Source organism: Gemmobacter fulvus, assembly GCF_018798885.1.
GTDB lineage: Bacteria > Pseudomonadota > Alphaproteobacteria > Rhodobacterales > Rhodobacteraceae > Gemmobacter > Gemmobacter fulvus.
Genome location: NZ_CP076365.1, coordinates 149,396 through 169,422, shown reverse-complemented (window position 1 = coordinate 169,422; position 20,027 = coordinate 149,396). Strand labels below are relative to the sequence as shown.

At 59.0% G+C, this 20,027-nt stretch carries 18 protein-coding genes and 3 pseudogenes; 7 read left to right on the top strand and 14 right to left on the bottom strand.

Features of this window, described 5'->3' with window-relative positions; all coding sequences use genetic code 11:
- Window positions 1-8 precede the first annotated feature (8 nt).
- Window positions 9-206, bottom strand: a pseudogene (locus KM031_RS21710) (Fic family protein); the annotation flags it as partial.
- A 108-nt stretch (window positions 207-314) separates the two neighbouring features.
- On the opposite strand from KM031_RS21710, the gene KM031_RS21705 reads away from it, so the two are divergent.
- Entirely contained in the window at window positions 315-680 is a 366-nt protein-coding gene (locus tag KM031_RS21705) for a transposase (RefSeq protein WP_260692244.1), read from the top strand.
- Window positions 656-1,471 (top strand): IS3 family transposase, encoded by an 816-nt coding sequence (locus KM031_RS21700; protein ID WP_260692143.1) that lies wholly within the window; start codon window positions 656-658, stop codon window positions 1,469-1,471. The genes KM031_RS21705 and KM031_RS21700 overlap by 25 nt, the downstream gene beginning before the upstream one ends.
- A 57-nt stretch (window positions 1,472-1,528) precedes the next feature.
- Here KM031_RS21700 and KM031_RS21695 read toward each other — a convergent pair.
- The 7 genes and pseudogenes from KM031_RS21695 to KM031_RS21665 form a co-directional block, all read right to left on the bottom strand.
- Window positions 1,529-2,158: pseudogene (locus tag KM031_RS21695) on the bottom strand (IS5 family transposase); the annotation flags it as partial.
- A gap of 249 nt (window positions 2,159-2,407) precedes the next feature.
- The gene (locus KM031_RS21690) at window positions 2,408-3,436 is read right to left on the bottom strand and encodes an IS110 family RNA-guided transposase (RefSeq protein ID WP_215508073.1); all 1,029 of its coding nucleotides are present in this window, start codon (window positions 3,434-3,436) and stop codon (window positions 2,408-2,410) included.
- Between the two features lie 82 nt (window positions 3,437-3,518).
- Window positions 3,519-3,692: pseudogene (locus tag KM031_RS21685) on the bottom strand (transposase); the annotation flags it as partial.
- A 166-nt stretch (window positions 3,693-3,858) separates the two neighbouring features.
- Window positions 3,859-4,776 carry a lysozyme family protein gene (locus KM031_RS21680; protein WP_215507675.1) on the bottom strand — a complete coding sequence of 306 codons (918 nt, stop codon included), beginning with the start codon at window positions 4,774-4,776 and terminating at the stop codon, window positions 3,859-3,861.
- A 91-nt stretch (window positions 4,777-4,867) separates the two neighbouring features.
- Complete coding sequence (locus tag KM031_RS21675) at window positions 4,868-5,422, bottom strand: hypothetical protein (protein ID WP_215507673.1); 555 nt, start codon at window positions 5,420-5,422, stop codon at window positions 4,868-4,870.
- Window positions 5,419-8,433, bottom strand: a complete 3,015-nt coding sequence (gene mobF / locus KM031_RS21670) for a MobF family relaxase (protein ID WP_215507671.1) — start codon at window positions 8,431-8,433, stop codon at window positions 5,419-5,421. The genes KM031_RS21675 and mobF overlap by 4 nt, the downstream gene beginning before the upstream one ends.
- 1 nt (window position 8,434) lies before the next feature.
- Window positions 8,435-10,690 carry a type IV secretion system DNA-binding domain-containing protein gene (locus KM031_RS21665; RefSeq protein ID WP_215507669.1) on the bottom strand — a complete coding sequence of 752 codons (2,256 nt, stop codon included), beginning with the start codon at window positions 10,688-10,690 and terminating at the stop codon, window positions 8,435-8,437.
- A 200-nt stretch (window positions 10,691-10,890) separates the two neighbouring features.
- Here KM031_RS21665 and KM031_RS21660 point away from each other — a divergent pair, with 200 nt between their 5' ends.
- The 3 genes from KM031_RS21660 to KM031_RS21650 all read left to right on the top strand — a co-directional run bounded on the left by KM031_RS21660 (window position 10,891) and on the right by KM031_RS21650 (window position 12,213).
- On the top strand, window positions 10,891-11,298 hold the full coding sequence (locus KM031_RS21660) for a hypothetical protein (RefSeq protein WP_246567392.1): 408 nt from the start codon (window positions 10,891-10,893) through the stop codon (window positions 11,296-11,298).
- Complete coding sequence (locus KM031_RS21655; RefSeq protein WP_215507665.1) at window positions 11,298-11,585, top strand: HU family DNA-binding protein; 288 nt, start codon at window positions 11,298-11,300, stop codon at window positions 11,583-11,585. The genes KM031_RS21660 and KM031_RS21655 overlap by 1 nt, the downstream gene beginning before the upstream one ends.
- 250 nt (window positions 11,586-11,835) lie before the next feature.
- Window positions 11,836-12,213 (top strand): hypothetical protein, encoded by a 378-nt coding sequence (locus tag KM031_RS21650; protein ID WP_215507663.1) that lies wholly within the window; start codon window positions 11,836-11,838, stop codon window positions 12,211-12,213.
- Between the two features lie 22 nt (window positions 12,214-12,235).
- Here the strand turns inward: KM031_RS21650 and KM031_RS21645 are convergent, their stop codons facing one another.
- From KM031_RS21645 to KM031_RS21630, 4 genes are read right to left on the bottom strand one after another with little or no spacing between them, the layout of a single operon-like run.
- Complete coding sequence (locus tag KM031_RS21645; RefSeq protein ID WP_215507661.1) at window positions 12,236-15,637, bottom strand: conjugal transfer protein TraG N-terminal domain-containing protein; 3,402 nt, start codon at window positions 15,635-15,637, stop codon at window positions 12,236-12,238.
- 2 nt (window positions 15,638-15,639) lie between these two features.
- Entirely contained in the window at window positions 15,640-16,179 is a 540-nt protein-coding gene (locus KM031_RS21640) for a hypothetical protein (protein WP_215507659.1), read from the bottom strand.
- Window positions 16,169-16,588 (bottom strand): hypothetical protein, encoded by a 420-nt coding sequence (locus KM031_RS21635; RefSeq protein WP_215507657.1) that lies wholly within the window; start codon window positions 16,586-16,588, stop codon window positions 16,169-16,171. Before KM031_RS21635 ends, KM031_RS21640 begins: the two co-directional genes overlap by 11 nt.
- Window positions 16,585-18,099, bottom strand: coding sequence for a conjugal transfer protein TraH (locus KM031_RS21630; protein ID WP_246567389.1), 1,515 nt, complete (start codon window positions 18,097-18,099; stop codon window positions 16,585-16,587). Before KM031_RS21630 ends, KM031_RS21635 begins: the two co-directional genes overlap by 4 nt.
- A 32-nt stretch (window positions 18,100-18,131) precedes the next feature.
- Here KM031_RS21630 and KM031_RS21625 point away from each other — a divergent pair, with 32 nt between their 5' ends.
- Entirely contained in the window at window positions 18,132-18,455 is a 324-nt protein-coding gene (locus KM031_RS21625) for a BrnT family toxin (protein ID WP_307742835.1), read from the top strand.
- Window positions 18,427-18,651, top strand: a complete 225-nt coding sequence (locus tag KM031_RS21620; protein WP_215507655.1) for a hypothetical protein — start codon at window positions 18,427-18,429, stop codon at window positions 18,649-18,651. The genes KM031_RS21625 and KM031_RS21620 overlap by 29 nt, the downstream gene beginning before the upstream one ends.
- Window positions 18,652-18,772: 121 nt before the next feature.
- Here KM031_RS21620 and KM031_RS21615 read toward each other — a convergent pair whose 3' ends face one another.
- Together KM031_RS21615 and KM031_RS21610 are read right to left on the bottom strand one after the other, a co-directional pair.
- Window positions 18,773-19,624: a conjugal transfer protein TraF gene (locus KM031_RS21615; protein WP_215507653.1), complete on the bottom strand. Its 852-nt coding sequence runs from the start codon at window positions 19,622-19,624 to the stop codon at window positions 18,773-18,775.
- Window positions 19,617-20,027, bottom strand: coding sequence for a TlpA family protein disulfide reductase (locus KM031_RS21610; protein WP_215507651.1), 411 nt, complete (start codon window positions 20,025-20,027; stop codon window positions 19,617-19,619). Before KM031_RS21610 ends, KM031_RS21615 begins: the two co-directional genes overlap by 8 nt.

The window sequence follows — 20,027 nt, the reverse complement described above, 5'->3', positions numbered from 1 at the left end:
TTCACGCACCGCTTACGATCGATCGTGTAGGCCAGCGCGATCAGGCTCGGCTGGCCGATGTTCTGGGCGAGGGACTTTTCCGCCAGAGCACGGCCGAGGCGACCATTGCCATCCTCGAAGGGGTGGATGCTTTCAAACCAGAGATGCCCAAGCGCTGCGCGGGTCAGAGCCGGCAGGGGCGTTGGACCGTCTGGTGCCGTTCGGTTTGTGTTTCGGCGTGCAAAATTGACCCCCTAGTGGAGTGAACCCCTCGGGCTGGACCACAGGAGCCTGAAGATCTGATACGCTGAACGGGCCTTGTTTGGAGAAGGCCGATGACATCACGAGGTCCCTACCGTCGACATTCGACCGCATTCAAGCTGCAGCTCTGCCAAGATATCCGGGCCGGCGTCATCGGGCGACGCGATGCGCAACGCAGCCATAACATCTCTGCCAACCTCATCCAGCTTTGGCTGACCCAGTTCGACCGTGGCGATCTGACGGACGAGGAGGCCGAAGCCAGCGTCATCGCCGAATACGAGGCCCGCATCGCAGCCCTCGAGCGCAAGGTGGGCCAGCTCACGATGGAGCTGGATCTTGCCAAAAAAACACCGCGGATGCCGACCGCCAACAACAGCGAGAAGTCCTTCGTGATCAGCGGCCCCGGACCTGCTCCATCAGGCGGGGGTGCAAAGCCATGAACCTGCCTCGCAGCACCTATTATTACCGCCCCGCCGCCAAGGCCGAAGGGCTTACAGACGCTGAACTCACGGCCATCATCGAAGACATCCAGGATGAACTGCCATGCTACGGCTACCGCCGCGTGACCCATGAGCTTCGTCGCCACGGGTTTGTAGTCAATCACAAGAGGATAGCACGGGTGATGCGGGAGGCGGGACTTGGCATCAAACCCCGCAGGCGCTTTGTCAGAACGACGGACAGCAGGCACGATTCCCCAATATTCCCGAACCTTTACGGCAACATCATCCCTGATCACCCGGACAGGGTTTGGGTCGCAGACTTCACCTACATCCGCGTTGCGACAGGGTTCTGCTATCTGGCGGTCATTCTGGATGCCTGCAGCCGCAAAGTTGTCGGTTATGCGCTGTCGCAGCGTCTCGACACGCCCTTGGCACTTGCGGCTCTGCACTCGGCCGTGGCCAACCGAAACCCTCCCGAAGGCTGTCTCCATCATACGGATAGGGGTTGCCAATACGCATCTCAAACCTATCGCGATGCTCTTCAGGCCGCAGGTCTGCGCGGTTCCATGAGCAGCGTCGGAAACCCCTATCACAACGCACAGGCCGAAAGCTTCATGAAGACGCTGAAGGTCGAGGAAGTCTACAGGGCCGGGTACGAAACCTTCGCCGACGTCGCGGCCCGCTTGCCCAAATTCATCGAGCAGGTTTACAACTCGAAGAGACTGCACTCCGCCCTCGGCTACCGAACCCCCGAGGAATTCGAAACCCTATTCGCCCAAAAGGCGGCTTAGCTCAGATGGCACCCCTGTGGTCCAGCCCGAGGGGTTCACTCCAATAGGGGGTTAGTTTTGCGCGCCGATTGACATTCGGACGTGGTATCCGGTCCAGCGTTTCCAGAATGCCCTGCCATAGTGCCGGGTGGCGCGCAGGGTTTCGTTTCTCGCGATCGCGGCCGGGCAGTCCTCTTTCCATGGACGCCCGTTCTTACGGATCGGGATGATAGCAGTGGCCTGCCGGTCGATGATGGCGGTGTGGCAGCGGCGGGTGTCATAGGCACCGTCCGCCGTCACTGTGCCGATCTCCTCGCCTTCGGGGATTTGGTCCAGCAACTCTGGCAGAACGGGGCTGTCACCGTCGCTGCTGGGCGTAAACTCCACGGCGCGGATGTCGGACGTGGCGGTATGCATGGCCAGATGGACCTTGCGCCATTGGCGGCGGCCCTGCACGCCGTGCTTGCGCGCCTGCCATTCGCCATCACCGAGGAACTTTATCCCGGTACTGTCCACCAGCAGGTTCAAGGGGCCATCGGCGCGCCGATACGGGATCTGGACAGCCAGAGTTTTCTGCCGCCGACACAGGGTCGTATAGTCGGGCACGGCCCAGTCCAGGTCTGCCAACTTCAGCAAGCTGGCCACCATCCCGGTCGTTTGCCTGAGCGGCAGCTTGAACAGCACCTTGATCGTCAGACATGTGTGGATACCCCCGCTTACGCAAGTATTTTTTGTGATCTTCGCGAGCAAGTGACCGGCTGCTAACATGTGTAAGGCCTTCATGCGCGGCCGTTCGTGCCGCTGGCCGGGATGGTGATGCGCGGATGGAGGCCATATCAGAACTGCGAGCTCGAAGCTCTTTGCCTTTCCCTGGCTGCCCCACCCCGATCGGTCGATCTTTTGCCCATACGAGATCAGTGCTCTACTTGCGTCACCGACGCTCCTGACAGGACGCGGTCAGCAGACCGCCCCCGCAGGATCCCTGTAAACGTCCTTTCGTGTCATGATGGCCCAGATGATCCTGGCGAGCTTGTTGGCCAGAGCGATGGCGGTCAGCATCCGCGATTTACATGTAAGCATCCGCGCCAGCCATGATCCGGGCTTTCCACCGTTCCGACCCCTCCAGTGGATAATCGACATCGCGCCGCTTATCAGCAACCTGCGGATGTCGCGCTGCCCCATTTTCGAAGTTCGACCCAAGCGCTGCTTGCCTCCACTGGAGTGCTGCCGGGGAACAAGCCCGAGCCAGGCAGAGAAATCCCTGCCACGCGCAAAGCTCTCCATGGCCGGAGCGAAAGCTTCGACGGCCATAGCCGTGACCGGCCCGACCCCCGGAATGGTGCGCAGGCGCTGTGCCATCTCATGCACCTTGGCCTGCTCGTCGATCTGCCTTTCCAGATCTTCGATTTCGCCAGCGGTCTGGGCGATCCGGTCCAGATAAATGGCCCCGACCTTTCGCACCACATGAGGAAGCGTGTTTGTCACATCGTCGAGAACGCTGATGAACGGATCAATTGATCGACGACCTCCCGCCACGATGACCCCATGCTCTGCCAGATGGGCTCGAAGCGCGTTCATTAGCTGGGTCTTTTGCGTCAGCAGCAGTTCGCGTGTCCGGAACAGCATGGCAAGGGCCTGCTGCTCCTGCGATTTGACTGGCACCGTGCGCATCGCTGGTCTCAGTGCCGCTTCGACAATAGCCTCAGCGTCGTTGGCATCGTTTTTCTGGCGCTTCACAAAAGGTTTCACGTAGATCGGTGGTATCAAACGAACGTTGTGTCCGAGGGCAGTCAGTTCACGTGCCCAGTGGTGCGAGGTTGCGCAAGCCTCCATCGCGACCACGCAGGGCTTGATCTGTGACATGAAGGACAGGAAACGAGTGCGCGGCAGCCGCTTTCTGATGACGGCTCGCCCGTCTGAATTTGCGGCGTGAACCTGAAAAACGCTCTTGGCCAGATCGACCCCGACTATGGTAATCTCGTCCATGGACACCTCTCCTCTGTGGCGATTTCGACATCACCACCATGGCACATTGCGATGCCGTCGGGCGGGGGTGTCCACCCCATCAGAACTGGATCGCGGCATCCGAGAAAACCGCAGGGCGACCGGGGCTGCCATCATGCGGCGAGAGCCAGGTCATGTCCTTGTCCAGCCAGATCAACAGCGAACCGCGCCTGCAAAGCGAGGCAGTGTAACTGGACCAGTTTGTCGTGCGGTAGCGGGCGGGGGATGGCTTGCTCATGCAACCCGTCTAACCGCATGGATTCACGTTGTGAATCCTCGACAGTCAGTGTTGTGCAACAAGGCCGATATCGACTTAGAATGAGAGGAGAGGCCGATTTTAGGGCCTTGGAGTGGCCTTTGGGGGTTTTCTGTGCAACAGCCTCCTGTGGGCGTCTGTGGGCCTCCTAGGGGCTATTCCAGGAAAGTCGAACCTGAGCAGGAAAGATGGCTCCAATAGCGGAAGCATAATGATTGCGGGAGAGAGTAGCGGCGTTGCCAGACTTCCCGTGATACTTCGACTTGCCTGAAGCAAGAGGGAGTCCTGCCCAGACGGATGCGAGAGCGTCCATGAAATCATCAGGGGTAAGAGCACCCTGAACAAAATCGAGATAGCCCGCCTCCTTGATGAGAATGTTAGCCCAGCGGTCCTGAAGGGCAGGGGAGAAGAGCGCCTCACAGCCTGAACCGTCATGATGTCCGGTCATCTTTGCCAGGCGAAACAGGGTCGAAGGAATGAACTGGTAGCGGCCAATGGCGTGGTTCTGTCCCGGAGTAGCGACAATCCAATCGCGGATTTCGCAAACCGTCATGGAAGTGGGAAGGGCAGGGGGCTTCTTGGTGGCAGAGTACACGACAGCATCATAGTCCATGTGACCTGCCTCGGCGGTCGAGATAAGGTTCCGCAGATTTGCGATGGGCGTAAGGGCAGGATCGACACTGAAGCGGATTTTGGCGGGACGACGATAGGCATTCCCGCGTTCAAGAGCCTCGTCGTTTGAGGTGAATGCGCTGGATGTCCAACCTGCGGGTTGTTGATCGGGGACAAAGGTTGATCCGGATTTCCAACGCGTGTCGGCGAGTGATGGCGTGGGGAAGGCCGAGGCCAGAACCAGAGCAAATTGTATCGCAAGAGCAGACAGCCGAAGGCGATCGTCGGCAGGACAAGTTGAAAATTCCCGAGGAAGGAATTTGAGCCAAATCGTGGGGGAGCAGTCGTTCCTCCTGCTTTTTCTACACACCTGACGCAGCAAGCTGTAAGTCACTGAAATAACTACGTTATTCAGTGTTTTTTCGAATTTTGGTGCAAGGTGAAGTTTTTTCATGATTTCAATGTGTTATGGAAGTGGTGGCACGGCGTGCCAGTAAGTCTGGCACGCCGTGCCACGCGGATTTTGCCGCCGACCAACCCCAAAATCACCGTTCGAGCTCATGGCCCTTGGGCTTTTCCTGGCCCTTTTCAGTGGTCGTCTGGGAAGCCCGGTTCTCAGCTTGCACGGCTGCAATCTCGCGGACGGCACGCTCCTCCACTTCCTTTGCAAAGGCCGGGAAACGGTCCTCATATTCTGGCATCACGGACTGCATGAAGGCTTCGTGCTCTTCAATGCGACGCTTCAGATTTTCGATGACTTCGCCTGCTTCCCATTTGTCGGTCACAGCGCTCAGACCGAGTGTTTGCCGCATTAGGAAGATCTCCCGATGAAGCTTGCCAAGAACCATCATCACAAGGTGCTGCTGGTTTGTGAGTGTTGAGACAGCATTTTCCAGGCGTGCGCCCATCGCGGCGATGATGTCGTTAGCGCCTTCGGTTTGACCCCGCGCAACAGCGAGCCGCAAGTTCAGCGCCCGAATGGCAGCATCAAGTTCCTTGGAGGTGGGCTTCGAACCTGGCTCGAGCGTCTGCAAGACGATTGCACGGGCTTCCTCCCCCAGTACAATTCGCCAGTCGAAGTCGGTTTCTACAGTCCTCATCTGATGGGTCCTTCTATCGTCTTCTGTTTCTGCAAATCCTGAAGCTTCTCCGCCGACCTCTGGAAGTCGGACAGAGTCTGATCAGGGCCGATGGTCGCATTGTCGAAAAACTTCTCCATCGCCTTCTCGAGATGGCCCCGCTCGGCAATGCCTTCAGTCTTGGCTGGCTCCAACACACGCGCTCGGTTTTCAGATTGAGCCGAAGTGGCTGCGGATTTTGCTTCCTGCTCAGCCTTCAGCCATGAATCCAGCGCCGTTGGGCGCTCGCCGGTATTCTGTTCGATCCGCCTTGTCAGGCCTTCAACATCAGTGGTGATCAAAATGGCTTCTTCCCGCATCCGGGAGATGTTCACATAGAACGCCTTCTGGCTGACCATCTGCTCCGTTGCTGACATGCCGATGATGATACGATCCACGGTTGTGCCCTGGAAATCGTGGGCCGTGGCGGCATAGGCGTGATCCATGCCGCGCGCTGCCAGGCTGTCGCGGGGCAGGGCGAGCCTGCGCCCGTCATCCATGCGCACCGAAATGCTGCCATCTTCAATCTGCGTGATCCGGCCGCGGGCGCCGTTGATCACAGCGGCGTCCTTGTCAGAAATGCTGAACTTCACCCGCTCATTGGTCGCGAAGTCACGCTCATTCGGCTCATAGGCTCTCAGCGTGGCGCTGATCCTGTCCCCCTGTTTCAGTCTGAGCGAGATCTCTTCACCGCTTTGGGGATGCCGGAGGGTCAATGTGTTCGAAGGCAGATCAGTACCCGTGACGGTATAGATCTGGTCGCGCTCCAGACCTTCCTTCCGATGGGTTTGGGTCGGAATGAGGATATCGCCGGATTTCCATGACCGCGCATCTGCGGCTTCGGCGCGGGTGAAGCCGAGGGGTGAGAGGCCAGACAGCATGATATCGTGTGCGCCAATTTGATGCTCGCGCTTCAGGCCTTCACGGATATCGCTGTTCACTGCCGTACGAACGGCGTTTGTCAGCACAACGATCCCGGTTTGGTCCCGTTGCTGAAGCGGCATATCTAGCCATCTTGAAGCCACGGCGGAGGGGAGCATCGGACCGTCCTTGCTAAGCTCCTGGACCGGGCCGATCTTCTTCATGGCATCCCGGATCTCGCCCCGGATCGAGTGCAGCACGGCTTCCCGGCCCTCATCATGGCGTTGGCGCTGAATATCGGCCATCAAAGCAGTCGGCATGCCCGCACGTTGGAGCTGGGCGAAGGGCTGACCAGCGCCGACCGCATCAAGCTGCTTGGTGTCTCCGACGAGGACGACACGGGCATAGCCTGCACCATTGGCAAATTTCATCAGGTCGCGCATATCCGCAGCCGAAAGCATACCAGCTTCGTCCACGACGAGGATACGTTTCGACTTGTCTTCCGCGCCGGGCGTGCTGCCTGCCCGGATCTGAACCAGCCAGCTTTGAAGTGTGGTGGCGTTTGGCACGGCCTCCTTCAGCGCTTCAACGGCACGGCCGGAAGGCGCAAGGCCGTCGAGTTCATATCCGGCTCGTTCGGCATAGCGCCGCATCGTATCGATCATGTAGGTCTTGCCGGTGCCCGCGAGCCCCTGCACACCGACGAACCGCGAGCTTCCCGTGAGGCTGGTCAAAATAGCTTCTTGTTGCCCTTCAGTCAGAGCTGAGGTGGATAGCAGCAATTTCAGGCTGCCTTCTCCCGATCTCTTGCCATCATTGTACTTGGGCAACTCGATGGCGGTCGCATTCTTTGCTGATCGGTACTCCTTCAGAGCTTCGCGTTCTGTGGTCAGCGTCTCCCGATCCGTATAGAGCCGCTGTTGCCCAGAAGTGCCCGCGGTCAGCAGCTGACCTTCTTTCAGGTGATTGTTGATCTCGCGCTGAAGGTCATTGACAGATGCCAGCTGCAGGCGAGGCAGGGCGACCTTCAGAATATCGCGCTCGGCATAGACGCTCTGCCGCTCGCTCAGATGCGAAATTGCGAATGTGAGAGCGGCCTTTGCCTCTTTGGTGAGGTGTTCCGGAACTGAGCCGTCGCGGGTCACCCCGGGAAGCATCCAGCGGGCTTTGACTTCGGACTGCTGTTTGACGGCCTCCAGAAGTGGCAAAGGCATACCGGCCTCCCGCGCCTCCCGAACCCATTCACCATGCAAAGCCGAACGGTCGAGGTTGCCATCCTTCTTGACGCGTGTGGCCAGAGCGGCGAGTGCCCGTGTTTCGGCGGTTTCTGCAATGCCACGTTCTTCCAGCGCCGTCGCAATCGCCTGACTGCGCTTCGAATATGTTTCGATCAGCTTTTCGGGGACCCCGACGATCTCGACAAGCCGATCCTTGCCCTTGCGCTCGATCTGGTAGCCGATTTCCTGCAGATTGCGCGCGAGTTCATTCCGGTAGACCTCACCACCGACCATCTTGCCGCGGTAGATCTCGTCATTGTGCAGGGCGGTGAACTTGCCATCCGCCCCCATGACCATGTTTGCGATGACGGCATGGGTATGCAGCTGCGGATCGAGTGCGCGCGACGTGTCATGGCGGAACAGTCCAGCGATCAGTTTCCCGCCCTGCACAACCTCGATCTCGCCAGAGCTGCCTTGTCGCCGTGTCGCGGCAAGATTGTCCTCGATGAAAGTCACTGCGGCTTTGACCGCTGTATCGTGTGCCGCGATCACGCGCTCATCTTGGACGACCAACGCCATGATCGAAACGGATTTAGACGCGGAGAACGTGAGATCGAGACCGGGTCGATGCTGCCGCTCTCCGTCCACCCAACGGCCCATCAAGGGACCATCCTTGAAGCTGCCGTCGGCGGATTTCTCGAGGGACGGCGCCTGTCCGGTCAGCAGTTCAGTAAACACCCGGTCGTCGATCGCGCCAGAGAATTGGGTTTGTCCGGCTTCGGCTAAGGCTTCGGTGGCTTTGCCATGCCATTGCGCAGCGGCCTCTGCCTCCGGCGTGCCTTGCTTGTAATAGCCTTCGGTGCGGTAATATCCGGATGCAGCCGCGCCACCTGATACATTGGAGACCGACAGCATGTTAATCGCTCAAGGCAAGACGCGCAGCTTCAGACAGAACACGTGGCGCATTGTTTGCAGATGTTTCCGCAGCTGACATATTCTGATCATTTGTACGTTTTGTCAGTTCGGCCTCGGCCGTCGCTGCTTCAACGACATCCTCGTAGCGCGGGATCTTCGGCTTTGGTTTCCGGAACTCACGGGGGATGTTCGACACATACTCAGTGGTGTGGTCGATCAGGGCAAACATTGGCTCCTGGGTGCCTTTGTTGCGCATGTAGTAATAGTTCTCCCACGCGATCGGGATGTGCTCGGGCAGGGCGCGTCGAACCAATTCGTGCCGGGCAAAATCGTAATAGGGCTCAGACATCTTCTTGAACCAGGCATGGTACTGTTCAATCTGGACACTTGCCGAAAGCATACTGAAGGGGAGAATGGAGCCGGTTTCTGGTTGATCGGCCTGGATGCTGCCGGGTCCGAGAGCGGACATCTGGGGCAGGGGGGCTGTGGCATCCAGCTCGCCCACCGCAAAGCCATTGCCATGATACTTTACGATGGCTTCCGCCACATCCTCGGTGGAGATCGGCGGGAACTTCACCAATGCCGTTGGCGCATCATAGCCGAAGCGGACATAGGCTTCGAACTGGGGCAGGGACTGGATCTCGGAGGCAGTGACGATGGGCCGTTCGACCCGTTGCGCGTTCAGAGTGTTGCCGTCGCGCGTGACATCGGCCCCGAAGGATATCGTTTCGCGATGTTCGATCACATCCGACAGGCCGAGGCTGTCAGAAAACAGCCGTGCCGTCCGCGCATCCGGTGTGTTGAACACCACCCTGTTGTTCAGGGTGCCACTGATGGATTGTGCAGCCTTGTCGCCATAGAGATCCTCGAGCTGGCTATAGACCTGATAGCCCAGCACGAACGCGCCCCCGAACTGGCGGATCTCTGCGAGCTTGGAGGTCAGGAAGGGCAGGCGGTTCAGTGAGGGCACTTCGTCGAGGAAGAACCACAGCGAAGGATCGCGGCGTTCCGGACCCGTCATGAGCGCATTGGCTGCAACCTCGATCACCGTGGAGATGACATTGCGGGTGGCCGCAGAGTGTTCGGCATCGCCGCTCAGGAACACGAAACCCGGGCGTTCGGAGCGCACCCAGTTGCGGATTGAGAAGGGAGTCGCATCATCCCGCAAGAACTCGAGGAAGCGCAATTCTGCGATCATATTGGCGCGAATGGAGGCGGACGTCTTTTCGATGCTCTCGCCAAAGAACATGCCTGCCGGGGTATTTGCCACGAGGCGCTGCAGATCTTCAGCGGGCATGGTCAGGATGGCATTGCGCAGGGCCCGGTTCGTCTTCATTCCGTTCGCCATCAGCGAGCGGGCAGCATATTCGAAGACGAGCCGCGCCGTTGTGGACCAGAACGGATCGTTGGCGCCGGGGCGCTGCTGAATCATCACTTCGGCGATCTGGGCAAAGGCCTCCGGGGTGTCAGCCTCGTTGAAGGGAGACCAGCCGACCGAACGCGCATCGAACATGTTCAGGATGATGTCGGTCTCGGGATTGTAGTAGTTGCGGACGAAGGCCCCCATCTTGTCGTAGATCACCGCGCGACCGCCCTCTGCGCGGATCGTGGCGAGCAGCTCTTTCATGCAGTTGGTCTTGCCGACGCCGACCGTTCCGAAGATGCCGGTCTGAGCTTCGACGGTATTGGGGGGGAAGGGGATGCCCGCAAGGGTATAGCGGGTCGTCCCCTTCTTCGCGGGCACTTGCTTTATATAAGCCTGCCACTTGCGTTTCGACCATTCCTTGAGTTCGGCCGAAGTGACGAGGCGCGAGCCCCGGATGTGCTCGATGTCGGAAAGTTTGCGGCCGACAACGGCGAAGTACACAACAATGGCAAGTCCGGCCAGCACCGCCGGAATATAGGCGAGGTAGTAGTAGAGTTCGGCCTCCGCGGCGTAGAGGTCATATTTTGCCTTCAATGCAGCATCATGGGTCAATTCAAGGGCCGTGCGCGACCGGCTGACACCGCTCTGATCGGTATAACTGATGGTGAACTCGGGCTGGTTCAGCACATCCGCGTTCAGATGCGCAATCCAGTAGAGGTAGCCTTCGTTGATTTCCGAAAGACGGAAGTTCAGGGCGAGCAAGCCGACAAAGGCAATCACATAGGTCAGGGCAGCAACCTTGAGGCCCGTACTCAGGACCTGTGTTGCCATCTGCCAGAAGTGCTGCGTCGTCTGGCCGCCGCGGATCAATTGTGAAGATTTGCTGCGCATGAGTTGTCACCAATTTACACGAATATAGTATTTCATATAATTATCGCTATGCGTTCGGTATGGCAATATCGTGGGCAGATAATGATAATTATGTAATATCATAACATGGAGCGTCTATGAACCTGGTCTTGAAATCATTGGCGGTTGTCTGTGGGATGGCAGTGCTCAGTGGCTGCGTTCAGCCAGGGACAGCCACACAGATGGCCACCGCGATGACAGCATTCGGAGGGGTCACATCGGCAACGCAACCTGCATCGAAGGAAGACTACGCGTTGAGCTGCCCGGAACTCAGCAAGCGGCTTCAGAACCTTTATGCTCGGTATAGCGAAGTCGAAGCAGAACAGCGCGCACGCCAACGCCAGACTGCAATGGTCGATGGCGCTCTGGGGGTCGGCCTGGGCATCCTCGGAGCGAAAGCAGCGACAGGAGCCGGTTCGGTCAGTGCCATTCGGAATACCCAGGCCGTGATGTCGGCAGGAGAAGGTGCCATCGGTCTTGCCCGGGCTGAAACAAGCGCAACCGACTTGAAGTCGGTCAATGACGCTACCATCATCGCGCAGCGCTCGGCACAACTCGAGCGGGTGAAGTTTGAAAAGGGATGCAAGTGATGAGCGTGAAGCCGATGACGAAGAGCCAGTTGCTGGCGGCTCTTGCAGAACGTGCCGGGATCGAACGGAAGGACGCTGACAGGTTTCTGGATGTCCTGGCGGAGAGGGTTGTCCTCGAACTCCGGGAGGGTCGTCCCCTCATGATCCCCGGTATCGGCAAGCTGAATGTCCGCGAGACCCCGGCCCGCACGATGAGAAACCCGGCAACCGGCGAGCCGATTGAAAAGCCCGCAGGGCGTGCGCTCAGGATGTCCGTGGCGAAGGCGCTGAAGGATGCCGTGAACTGAAAAGAAACGCCGCTCTCTCTGCGAGGGCGGCGTCAAGGGAGCAATTACAGTCTGATCTGAAAAGGTATTCAGTTCTCGCAGACTATGTCCGAACGAGCCCCCGTGTAAACGGAAATGATGCTGCAGAAGGCTTTGGCGACGATTGTTGATGCTACGCCATAGCTGTCGAAAATCTCAACTTTACCGCGAGCGGTGTTTGGCCGTTTTGTTGAAGAATGCTATTGTGTGATCCCTGTGAGGATGTGCCATCATGACCGTACCTGTGAAACCAGTTGACCGTACTCCCCGCCTCGGCCCCGCGCCTGAGCGCATTGGCAGTGTGGGCGCAGCACAGAAAACTCCGGATGTCCTTGCAAAAGGGCCGAAGCCTGTTTTCTGGGTGCTGAGGCGACTAGTGATCCTTGCCGGTGGAACGGTGCTGCTCGCTTTGGTTTTCACTGCCACAAAGTCGGATATCGCTGCCTTCGGATTCCTGCTGTTCCCGCTTGTATATTCCGGTCTCATTGCCAGAGACGGATCAAGACTGTTCGGCTGGAAACATGATGATAGCAGGATCTCAAAGTTGAACGAGGAAATGTGGGATTATGATAGGCGCAGGCGCCATGCAGAATCAGTTTGGATAAAGTAAGGGGCGCTTTCGCGCCCCTTTTTTATTCCTTGACCTGTCCGGTGAAGATGTGGCCCCCCACCTGAACGGGATCTGTGTCGCGTTCACTGTTTGCCTTGCTGAGCCAGCCGGGGATCAGATTGTTCTGATACCCCTGATCGACCAGAGCCTGCATGCCAGCCGGAGAGTAATAGTTTACCGCACCGGCGGTGAAGTCCGGGATCTGCCCCATCATGACCAGATCAGCAGCATATGCAGCATTGTCATAGACCTTTGAGCCGGGTCCGTATTTGTGGACGAGATCATTCCCGGAGCCATCGCCATTCCAGGCAGAGAACTGCTTTTCTTGCAGGACAACATCGGCTGGTGTGTCCGGATAGCGGGAATCGTCCATCCGGTTCTTGATCACGAGGGCGACGGCTGCCATGCCTTCGATCCCCTGATTGGCAGCCTCGCCGATGATGGTGCGCACCATAAGATCCCGGTCCCGTTCAGTGTAGGATGCGGGCAGTTGCGAGAACCCCAGCGGGTTGAAAGGATCAACGGGGGCCTCCTCCGGGGGCTTTCCCGGCGCGACGGACTCCGCCGCCGACCCGGAGTCACGGGACAGGTCAGAGGTGGGGATGGCAGAGGAGGCTTCTTTCAGCGCTGCGCTGTTTTGCCAGTAATAGTATGTGGCATCGCCCACATCCTGCTGGAAACGCGGATCGTTCTTCATCATCCATTCAGCCTGGCTTTCGGACAGTCCGAGAAGCTGGGCTGTCTCATTCACAACCTTGGCTGAGAGCCGCCCCATCAAAGTGTCGTCTGAACCTTGCACCACCTCCCGGGAGATATTCGAATTCTCCCCGCGCGCTGTATTGCTGTCCTGGATCTGTCTTTCGTTGAGCTCCATCATGCGATCATTGGTGTGGTCCTGCTGGGTCGCGAAGGCGGAATTGCCTTGAACACGCATGGCACCGTTGCTGATCTCGACACCGCCGATGGTGGCGGAATCGCGGGATGTCGGCGCTGTAAAGTCCGCGGTCGGCGTCTCGATCCCTTGGGTCCGCAGTTCCTCAGGGACCGTCACCGCCCCCATACGATCAATCAGGTCACCGGCGACTTCGCGGGTGATGTCATTGACGAGGGCTATATCGGCCGGGTCGGAAGAGTTGAGCCGCTGCCAGGCCTTGTAGCCACGCTCTTCCAGCTTGTCGGCAATGAGGTTGTTGATATTGGCATCGGCTGTGAAGCCCATGCTGTTGATCTCCGACTTGGTCCGCGCGGCGGTCTCAGCCTCGCTGATCGACTGCAGGGCGGATTGCGCCAGACGACGCCCTTCATCCAGGGAATAGCGCTTTGCCCCTTCGCTGGAGGTTGCTTGCGAGCCGCTGCTCGACCAGCCGGAACTGACCCGTGCCGTGTCGATGGCATCCAATGCACGCATCACATCTTGGTTTTCGGATGCTTTTTGAGACAGCTGGAGTGAATCGGAATTTAAAGCTTCGCCAGTGAGGCGGGCTGTCGCTGATCCCCCGAAAACGCCTGTACTTAACCCTGCGGAACCAGAAATTGCAGCCTCGAGAGCAACTTTTTCCGACACATTGTTTTGCTTGGCCCAGTCCTGAATGACGCCCCATGCCTGACTGACCTTGGCGCTGCTGGATCCGGACTGATCAACCGATCCGCTGTCAGATGTGCCTTTGGAGGCAGTGACCGAATTCACGAAGCCTTGTGTTTCGGTTGCAGCACCGGAGATGAACTCCGAGAGCTCCGATGTCTGGGTTTTGGCGGCCGAGGACGCTTCTTCGTACCGTCGGCCCATCTCGGCTGTGACCATGTTGCGGGTCGAGGCCGAGAAGCCGCTTTCCGAGATCGCCGAGCCGCGGCCAAGCCGCATGGTTCCGTCCTTATTCATCGTGACGGTGGCGCCATTGGAGGTAAAAAGGGTCGAGCGGTTTTCATCTACCAGGCTTGAGGTGTTGAACTTGTTGGCCTGCATCATGTTCATCGAGGTGTTGCCGAGACTGATCGAGCCTGTCGCCGCTTCCCGGCCGGATTCGATAGAGGCGCCCTGCCCCACATTCAGCATGGAGGTTGCAAGCCCGGTCATCTTGCTTGCCCCCCAGAGCAGACCGGAGGCGATGAAGGGGATCGACATCATCAGAAACCCGGCCGTTGCGCCCACGTCATTTTCAACGGCCTGCATCTGATAGAGGTTCGACAGGGACAGCACGACATCATTGACCGTCCCGTCACTGGAGATGACGCCGGCCGAGCGATAGCTGCCTTCAGCGGAGTCGATGACGATGTAATGCAGGATGGCCGAGAGAGGGGCCCAGGAGGCAAGCCAGACGAAGGCACCGGCATAACCTTTCAGGACCTGCAGTCCCATCGGCGTCAGAAGCATGAAGAGCGCAAGCGGGAAGGCCGCGTAATACATGGCCTCGAAGACGATCTTCAGGAGCGGCACCCATTTCAGGGCACTGGCGGCGGTCGCATTGTAGGACGATTTGGTCTGCACCTCGGTCCGCGCGGCCTGATAGAGCGCCATGGCCGCGTCGTTGCCAGATCCGGCGATGAAGCGCTTCATTGCATCATCGGTCGCATTCAGCAGCATGGCCTGCCGGATTGTGGCCACCGCCGAGGCCGATGACATCCCGATCATGCTCTGGAAGTCAGACAGAGTTCCCCGCAACTTGGAGATGTTGGAGCCCCCGGTCGCAACCCGGCTCTGAAACATGGCAGCAGATTTCTGGGCCAGCACCTTGTCCACTTCAGTGTTGATTTCCTGGCGAACGGCTGTCCAGCGCTCCTTGCAGCTTTCTGTCTGGCCGGTGATCGGATCGTAATAGGCCAGGGACTGTGGAACATTGGCGGTGATCTCGGCCTCCAGCGCACCGGTATTGGCGACGGTCTCCAGATCCATATGGCCGAGCAACGTGCCGTCGATCACGCAGTTCTGGGTATAATTGACCAGGAGCTCGTGCATTTTGGGCGAAACCGCGCGCCAACGGGATGCCTGGGACAACAGGGTCGCACCAAACATGAGGCCGCTTTTCTGATAGGCCATATTGCCCGGAACATTGAGCAAGGCTTCCATCTGGGCCGTCAGGTGATAGCCGGTCTCGCTGGTGATGTTGCCAAGGAAGGCGACAGCAAAGGGCACATTGTCGACGGTGCCGTAGATCGGAATGGTTCCGGCGGTGGGGTCTATGATCACGACACGCGCCTTGATGCCGAAGCCGCCCAGCCCCACAAGGATCATCAGGATGAATTGCACCATGATGTCGCGGAAGCCGAGCCCCCACATCATGCGCAGCATCAGGCTTGCCATGCCGATGGTGATGCCGATCGACATGAAGAGCCGGAACTGTGTGCCAGCGGTGAAGGCGGCCAGAAAATTGAAGATGTTGTAAAGGTAGTACCCACCGCCAATGGTGTAGATCTCGTAGGTCCCCATGATCACTCCTTACGGTACAGACGGCAAAGGCGCTCAAGGCACCATCTGGTGCCGACAGAAAGTTCGAAGAAGGTGCGGTCCAATGCGCCAAGACCGGACACCGCGAGGCCGGCCAGAGCGAAATGCAGAGGCGTCATGCCGGAAGGTGCATCTGCCAGAGAAAGCCATAGAAGAAGGCCCGACAGGCAGACAATGGCCCCGGAAAGCTCGAGGCAGACGACCCGGCGATCTTGCCTGCGCCAGAGCAAGCCCAGCCGGTATTTGCGGGGGATCCAATAATCCGATGCCAGAACGCCGTAGGTCAGACGGGCTGCTTCAGCCACACCTCTGAGGCCGAGGAAACAGAATATGGGCAACAGGGCTTTGGACAGCATGCCAATGTCCTGACTGTGCCACCCGCTCTGGAAGACCGGATGGCGCAGGAGGGTTTCCGCCAGCATCACCAGTCCAAGATACCCAGGCAGCCGGAGGCAGGCCTCGAGACCAAAGGATGTGAGCCGGGAGAGCCGGGCATCGGGGCCGGACTTGAGATCATGTCGCATCGGCTCCTCCCTGATCCGGCTCGGCAAGACGCAGGCTCATGAAGGTGCGCCCTTCGCGCCGCTCGATGTCCACGAAGGGCAGTTGCGGAAGGGCCGCGAGCAATTCGGCATGCGAAAGCTTGCCCGGGCACCAGGCCAGAAATTCGTGGCGCGGCATGGTGCGCAGCATTTCGAGGCAATAGATCGTGGGCCCCCGCTTGCGCGTGGTGGTGATCCAGGTGTGCAGGTGGCGCAGCAGCGCGAGGCGCTTGTCGCCGGTCAGCCCGACGATGACGGGCAAGTCGAGCAGGGCCTCATAACGTTTCGCCAGCTCATGCCAGCCTTCAGGATTGGCCAGACAGGTGAACTTCACCTGCGGACCGGGACGACCATGCAGCTTCTGCATCGCAGGGCTTTTGGGCGCGCTCATTTCGAGACCCCCATCTGCCCCGCGAATTTCGACGCCCCGGCTGACGCCAGAACGGCTTTCGACATGGCAAGCTTTTCCAGTGAGGCGATGGCCTGCTGATACTTTTGCTGGGCATCCTGCCGGTAGACCGAAAAAGCATCGAGGGTGCGGCCTATGGTGGACTGGAACTTCTCGATCTGATCGCCGAAGGCATCGGTATTGGAGGCGGATTTCGCCATCTCCTGCATGGCGTCCTGCGTGTAGGTCATCGCGAAGTCGATCGCGACCAACTCGGACATGAGCGCCACCTCATCGTCGGAGAACCGATGTTTGTAGGCCACGGCGGTCTTGAGCGTGTCATAGACCGGCACCGAGGTCATGCCGATCAGCCCCACCGCGTCATTCGACAGCTTTGTGTCATCGCGCAGCGCATTGGCGATGCCCTGTACGATGGTCTTTACCCGGGCAAAAAACGCATCGCTCCGCGCAATGGTAATGTCGCGCATCGTCGGATTGAGACATTTCTCCGTCTCATCGCAGCGCAGGATCCGGATGGTGCCACCCTCGACAAAGGCCTGCACCATGGGCCCGGTGAAGGCCATGGGGGTGATAACCTGATGGCGCGGCCCTTCATTGTCATTGGCCGCGGCCCGGGTGATGATCGTGCCCGACATGGTCATGAAGAGTTCGGCCAGACGTGCATCCCCTGCCAGAAGGGCGTTCTTCTTGATCGCTCTCCAGGCATAGTTCACGTCTACCGGAACCTGATCCTTCATGGCTCCGGACGCCCCGGCAAGCGTTGATGTGGTCTTGCCCTGATAGCCGCAGCCATAGCGGGACGACAGCGCGTCGGCGAATTTTCCGCTCATCGTGCCAATGGTTTTGCAGACATGCTGAGTGCTGCCGTCAACCTCGGCCCAAAGGGATCCCGTCAACAACTGGCCCGCCTCGCAGCTGTTGATGTTCATGGCATTGACCTTCTGAACCAGGTCACGCAGCTTCACCATTTGCTCATGCACGGCGGGAGAAAGACTTTCGAGCGCGAGCTCGAAGGCATAGGAAGAGGCATTCTGCATGATTGCCTTGCCAAGCTGGATCAGCTCTTCCTTCGAGATGAAGCTGAACGCCCCGCCAAAAATGTCGATCCCGCCACAGCCTGAACGGATCGAGGGCAGCTGGATGTTGAGCAAGCCACTGCTGCGTGGCTGGGTGCGCACATAGAGCGAGCCCAGAGTGACATAGCCGCCCATCTGACCCTGATAGGCCGTTGGGCGGGTGTAGTTCACGCCGCCCCCTGCCCTGTCCCAGAAGTTCTTGAGATCGGAGCCGATATCGGCAGAAGCCGGGGCGACCGTAGTCAGCGCGATCACCACTGCAAAAGCAGTCCTCGAGAGAATGGCCATCGCCTGTTTTGGTACTGAAGAGTATCCCCCTCCCGCATTTGGCCCTTTTCCTCGGGTTCTGGGCGGTCTGTCGCCTTTGGCTTGATCTGCAACGCTTTCTGTTTTTGCTGAGGTCTGAACGTCAGACATCACGCGGCCTCCTGGCTATATTTATTGTACACATGTTTATTGCTATTGCCTGTATTCTCCCTTATCTTCGGCACATGAAGATGGAATGGGATGAGGCCAAACGACTGCGGACTCTCGCAGAGCGCGGCCTGGATTTCGCCGATGTGGCAGATGCTGACTGGGCCGAAGCCCTTACAGTCGAAGACGCGCGGGGCGACTACGGCGAGCGTCGGTTTGTAAGCCTTGTACCTGTTCTGGGACGGCTTTGCGTCGTGGCCTGGTGTATCCGGGGTGGCGCTCTGCGTGTGATCAGTCTGCGCAAGGCCAATGCACGTGAAAGGAAGCGATATGGCGAAGATCAGCAAACCCTTGATTGACAAGGACGGGGAAGTCGACGGCCTCGACGAGACCTTCTTCGAAGTGGCGCGCCGCGGTCGCCCGGCAATGTTGCCCGGGGAAAAGAAAGTGCGCATGAACCTGATGATCGATGCTGATATTGCCGAGCAGCTGAAGCTAGTCGGCAACAAGAGTGCTTTCGTGGCAGAGGCACTGCGCAAAGCCTTGCGGGACTGACCCGGCCGATCAATCCCCGACACCAAATACGTCGGATCTCTGTCGGCACCGGCGCTGGCGGGGGTAGCAAGACCACTAGCAAGCGAAAGCGAGACGGCGAGGCCGCAGAGGCTGAAACCCATCAGGGGGTGCTCCCTTTGTAGCGGTCACCGACAGGGACCTGGGTTACGACAAAGACACGCTCGAGGATGACATCCTCAGTCAAAAGCCCACTTCCGAGGGGTTCGACGGTGCCGGAATTGGGTTCAACAAGCGCGATGAACGGGGTGGGATGCCCATCGAGGCCCAGCTTTTTCAACTGGCCGGTATCGATGCTGGCTTTTGGATAAAGAGGGTGCCAGGAGCCGTCTTTGGAGATGACCAGCGGCACGATGCCGTAGCTGGTCTCCATGGTCTTGATGATCTCGAGCTGGCTGGCACAAAGACCACAGGACTTTTCGTCCGTGACGACCACCATGAAGCCGAGATTGGCGGAGGCCAGTTGCAGCGAACGTTCCCAGGCCACGCGCTGCTGGTCCTGATACACCTGCCCCCCGACCTGGCTCAGCGGATAGTCACGATTGGCATCCAGCGCCGGTGTCTTGAACAGCACCCGCTGCCAGACATCGGCAAAGCGACCGGCCTGTTCGACCATCGCCTTCTGCGCAAACATATAAGCCTCGAGGTTCTGCGGGCTCGGCTCAAGAATGGCCCGGTTCTTCAGCTCGTCGAGATCCTTGCGGGCCGCATCAATGGCGGCTGTGGCCGGGTATTGCGGTTCCGAGGGGGATGGTGCCTCGGGCGCGGCCTCTGCTGCAGGCGCGGGGGCGGACGGGACAGGTGGCTTCTTTTGCTTGCGGGGATCGCAATAGTAGTTCCAGCCCTTTTGATAGGCATCCGAGCAAAAGCCAAAACCGCGCCCGTCCGCGTGTACCGGATGGGCCTGCAGGCTGAGCATGGCCAGCAGAAGCAGAGCAAGACGACGTTCAGCCATGGCCCGCCTCGACGATGCTTGCGAGGGTCCGGCGGATATTGCCGAGATATTGTCGCGGTTCCCCGAACCCTTCGAGCCGGGCAATGATCCGGCCTTCAACAAGATCGACAAACAGCAATGTCGGCAAAGCCTTGACCTCGGCCGCGATGGGATGGGCGCGGGCATCGACAAAGTTTCGCCATGGCGGGACAGGTTTGCCATCCTGCGATGCGACCAGAATTTCCAGCCCGGACCGTTCTGCCGCCGGTGCAAGCACACGGGCAGCCGCATGACAAACAGGGCACCAGCTCGCACCGACAAAGATCAGGGCAATGCGCGGATGATCCTGCGCGGCTGTTGGCCCGGCGAGCCCCAGACAGAGCGCGGATGCCGAACTTAAGGCAAGAAAATCTCTGCGAACCAT

Bases quoted from the DNA above. Each gene is read 5' to 3' on its own strand.
- KM031_RS21705 (WP_260692244.1), top strand. From the start codon at position 315: ATGACATCACGAGGTCCCTACCGTCGACATTCGACCGCATTCAAGCTG.
- KM031_RS21690 (WP_215508073.1), bottom strand. From the start codon at position 3,436: ATGGACGAGATTACCATAGTCGGGGTCGATCTGGCCAAGAGCGTTTTT.
- KM031_RS21680 (WP_215507675.1), bottom strand. From the start codon at position 4,776: ATGAAAAAACTTCACCTTGCACCAAAATTCGAAAAAACACTGAATAAC.
- KM031_RS21675 (WP_215507673.1), bottom strand. From the start codon at position 5,422: ATGAGGACTGTAGAAACCGACTTCGACTGGCGAATTGTACTGGGGGAG.
- mobF (WP_215507671.1), bottom strand. From the start codon at position 8,433: ATGCTGTCGGTCTCCAATGTATCAGGTGGCGCGGCTGCATCCGGATAT.
- KM031_RS21665 (WP_215507669.1), bottom strand. From the start codon at position 10,690: ATGCGCAGCAAATCTTCACAATTGATCCGCGGCGGCCAGACGACGCAG.
- KM031_RS21660 (WP_246567392.1), top strand. From the start codon at position 10,891: ATGGCCACCGCGATGACAGCATTCGGAGGGGTCACATCGGCAACGCAA.
- KM031_RS21655 (WP_215507665.1), top strand. From the start codon at position 11,298: ATGAGCGTGAAGCCGATGACGAAGAGCCAGTTGCTGGCGGCTCTTGCA.
- KM031_RS21650 (WP_215507663.1), top strand. From the start codon at position 11,836: ATGACCGTACCTGTGAAACCAGTTGACCGTACTCCCCGCCTCGGCCCC.
- KM031_RS21645 (WP_215507661.1), bottom strand. From the start codon at position 15,637: ATGGGGACCTACGAGATCTACACCATTGGCGGTGGGTACTACCTTTAC.
- KM031_RS21640 (WP_215507659.1), bottom strand. From the start codon at position 16,179: ATGCGACATGATCTCAAGTCCGGCCCCGATGCCCGGCTCTCCCGGCTC.
- KM031_RS21635 (WP_215507657.1), bottom strand. From the start codon at position 16,588: ATGAGCGCGCCCAAAAGCCCTGCGATGCAGAAGCTGCATGGTCGTCCC.
- KM031_RS21630 (WP_246567389.1), bottom strand. From the start codon at position 18,099: ATGTCTGACGTTCAGACCTCAGCAAAAACAGAAAGCGTTGCAGATCAA.
- KM031_RS21625 (WP_307742835.1), top strand. From the start codon at position 18,132: ATGTTTATTGCTATTGCCTGTATTCTCCCTTATCTTCGGCACATGAAG.
- KM031_RS21620 (WP_215507655.1), top strand. From the start codon at position 18,427: ATGGCGAAGATCAGCAAACCCTTGATTGACAAGGACGGGGAAGTCGAC.
- KM031_RS21615 (WP_215507653.1), bottom strand. From the start codon at position 19,624: ATGGCTGAACGTCGTCTTGCTCTGCTTCTGCTGGCCATGCTCAGCCTG.
- KM031_RS21610 (WP_215507651.1), bottom strand. From the start codon at position 20,027: ATGGTTCGCAGAGATTTTCTTGCCTTAAGTTCGGCATCCGCGCTCTGT.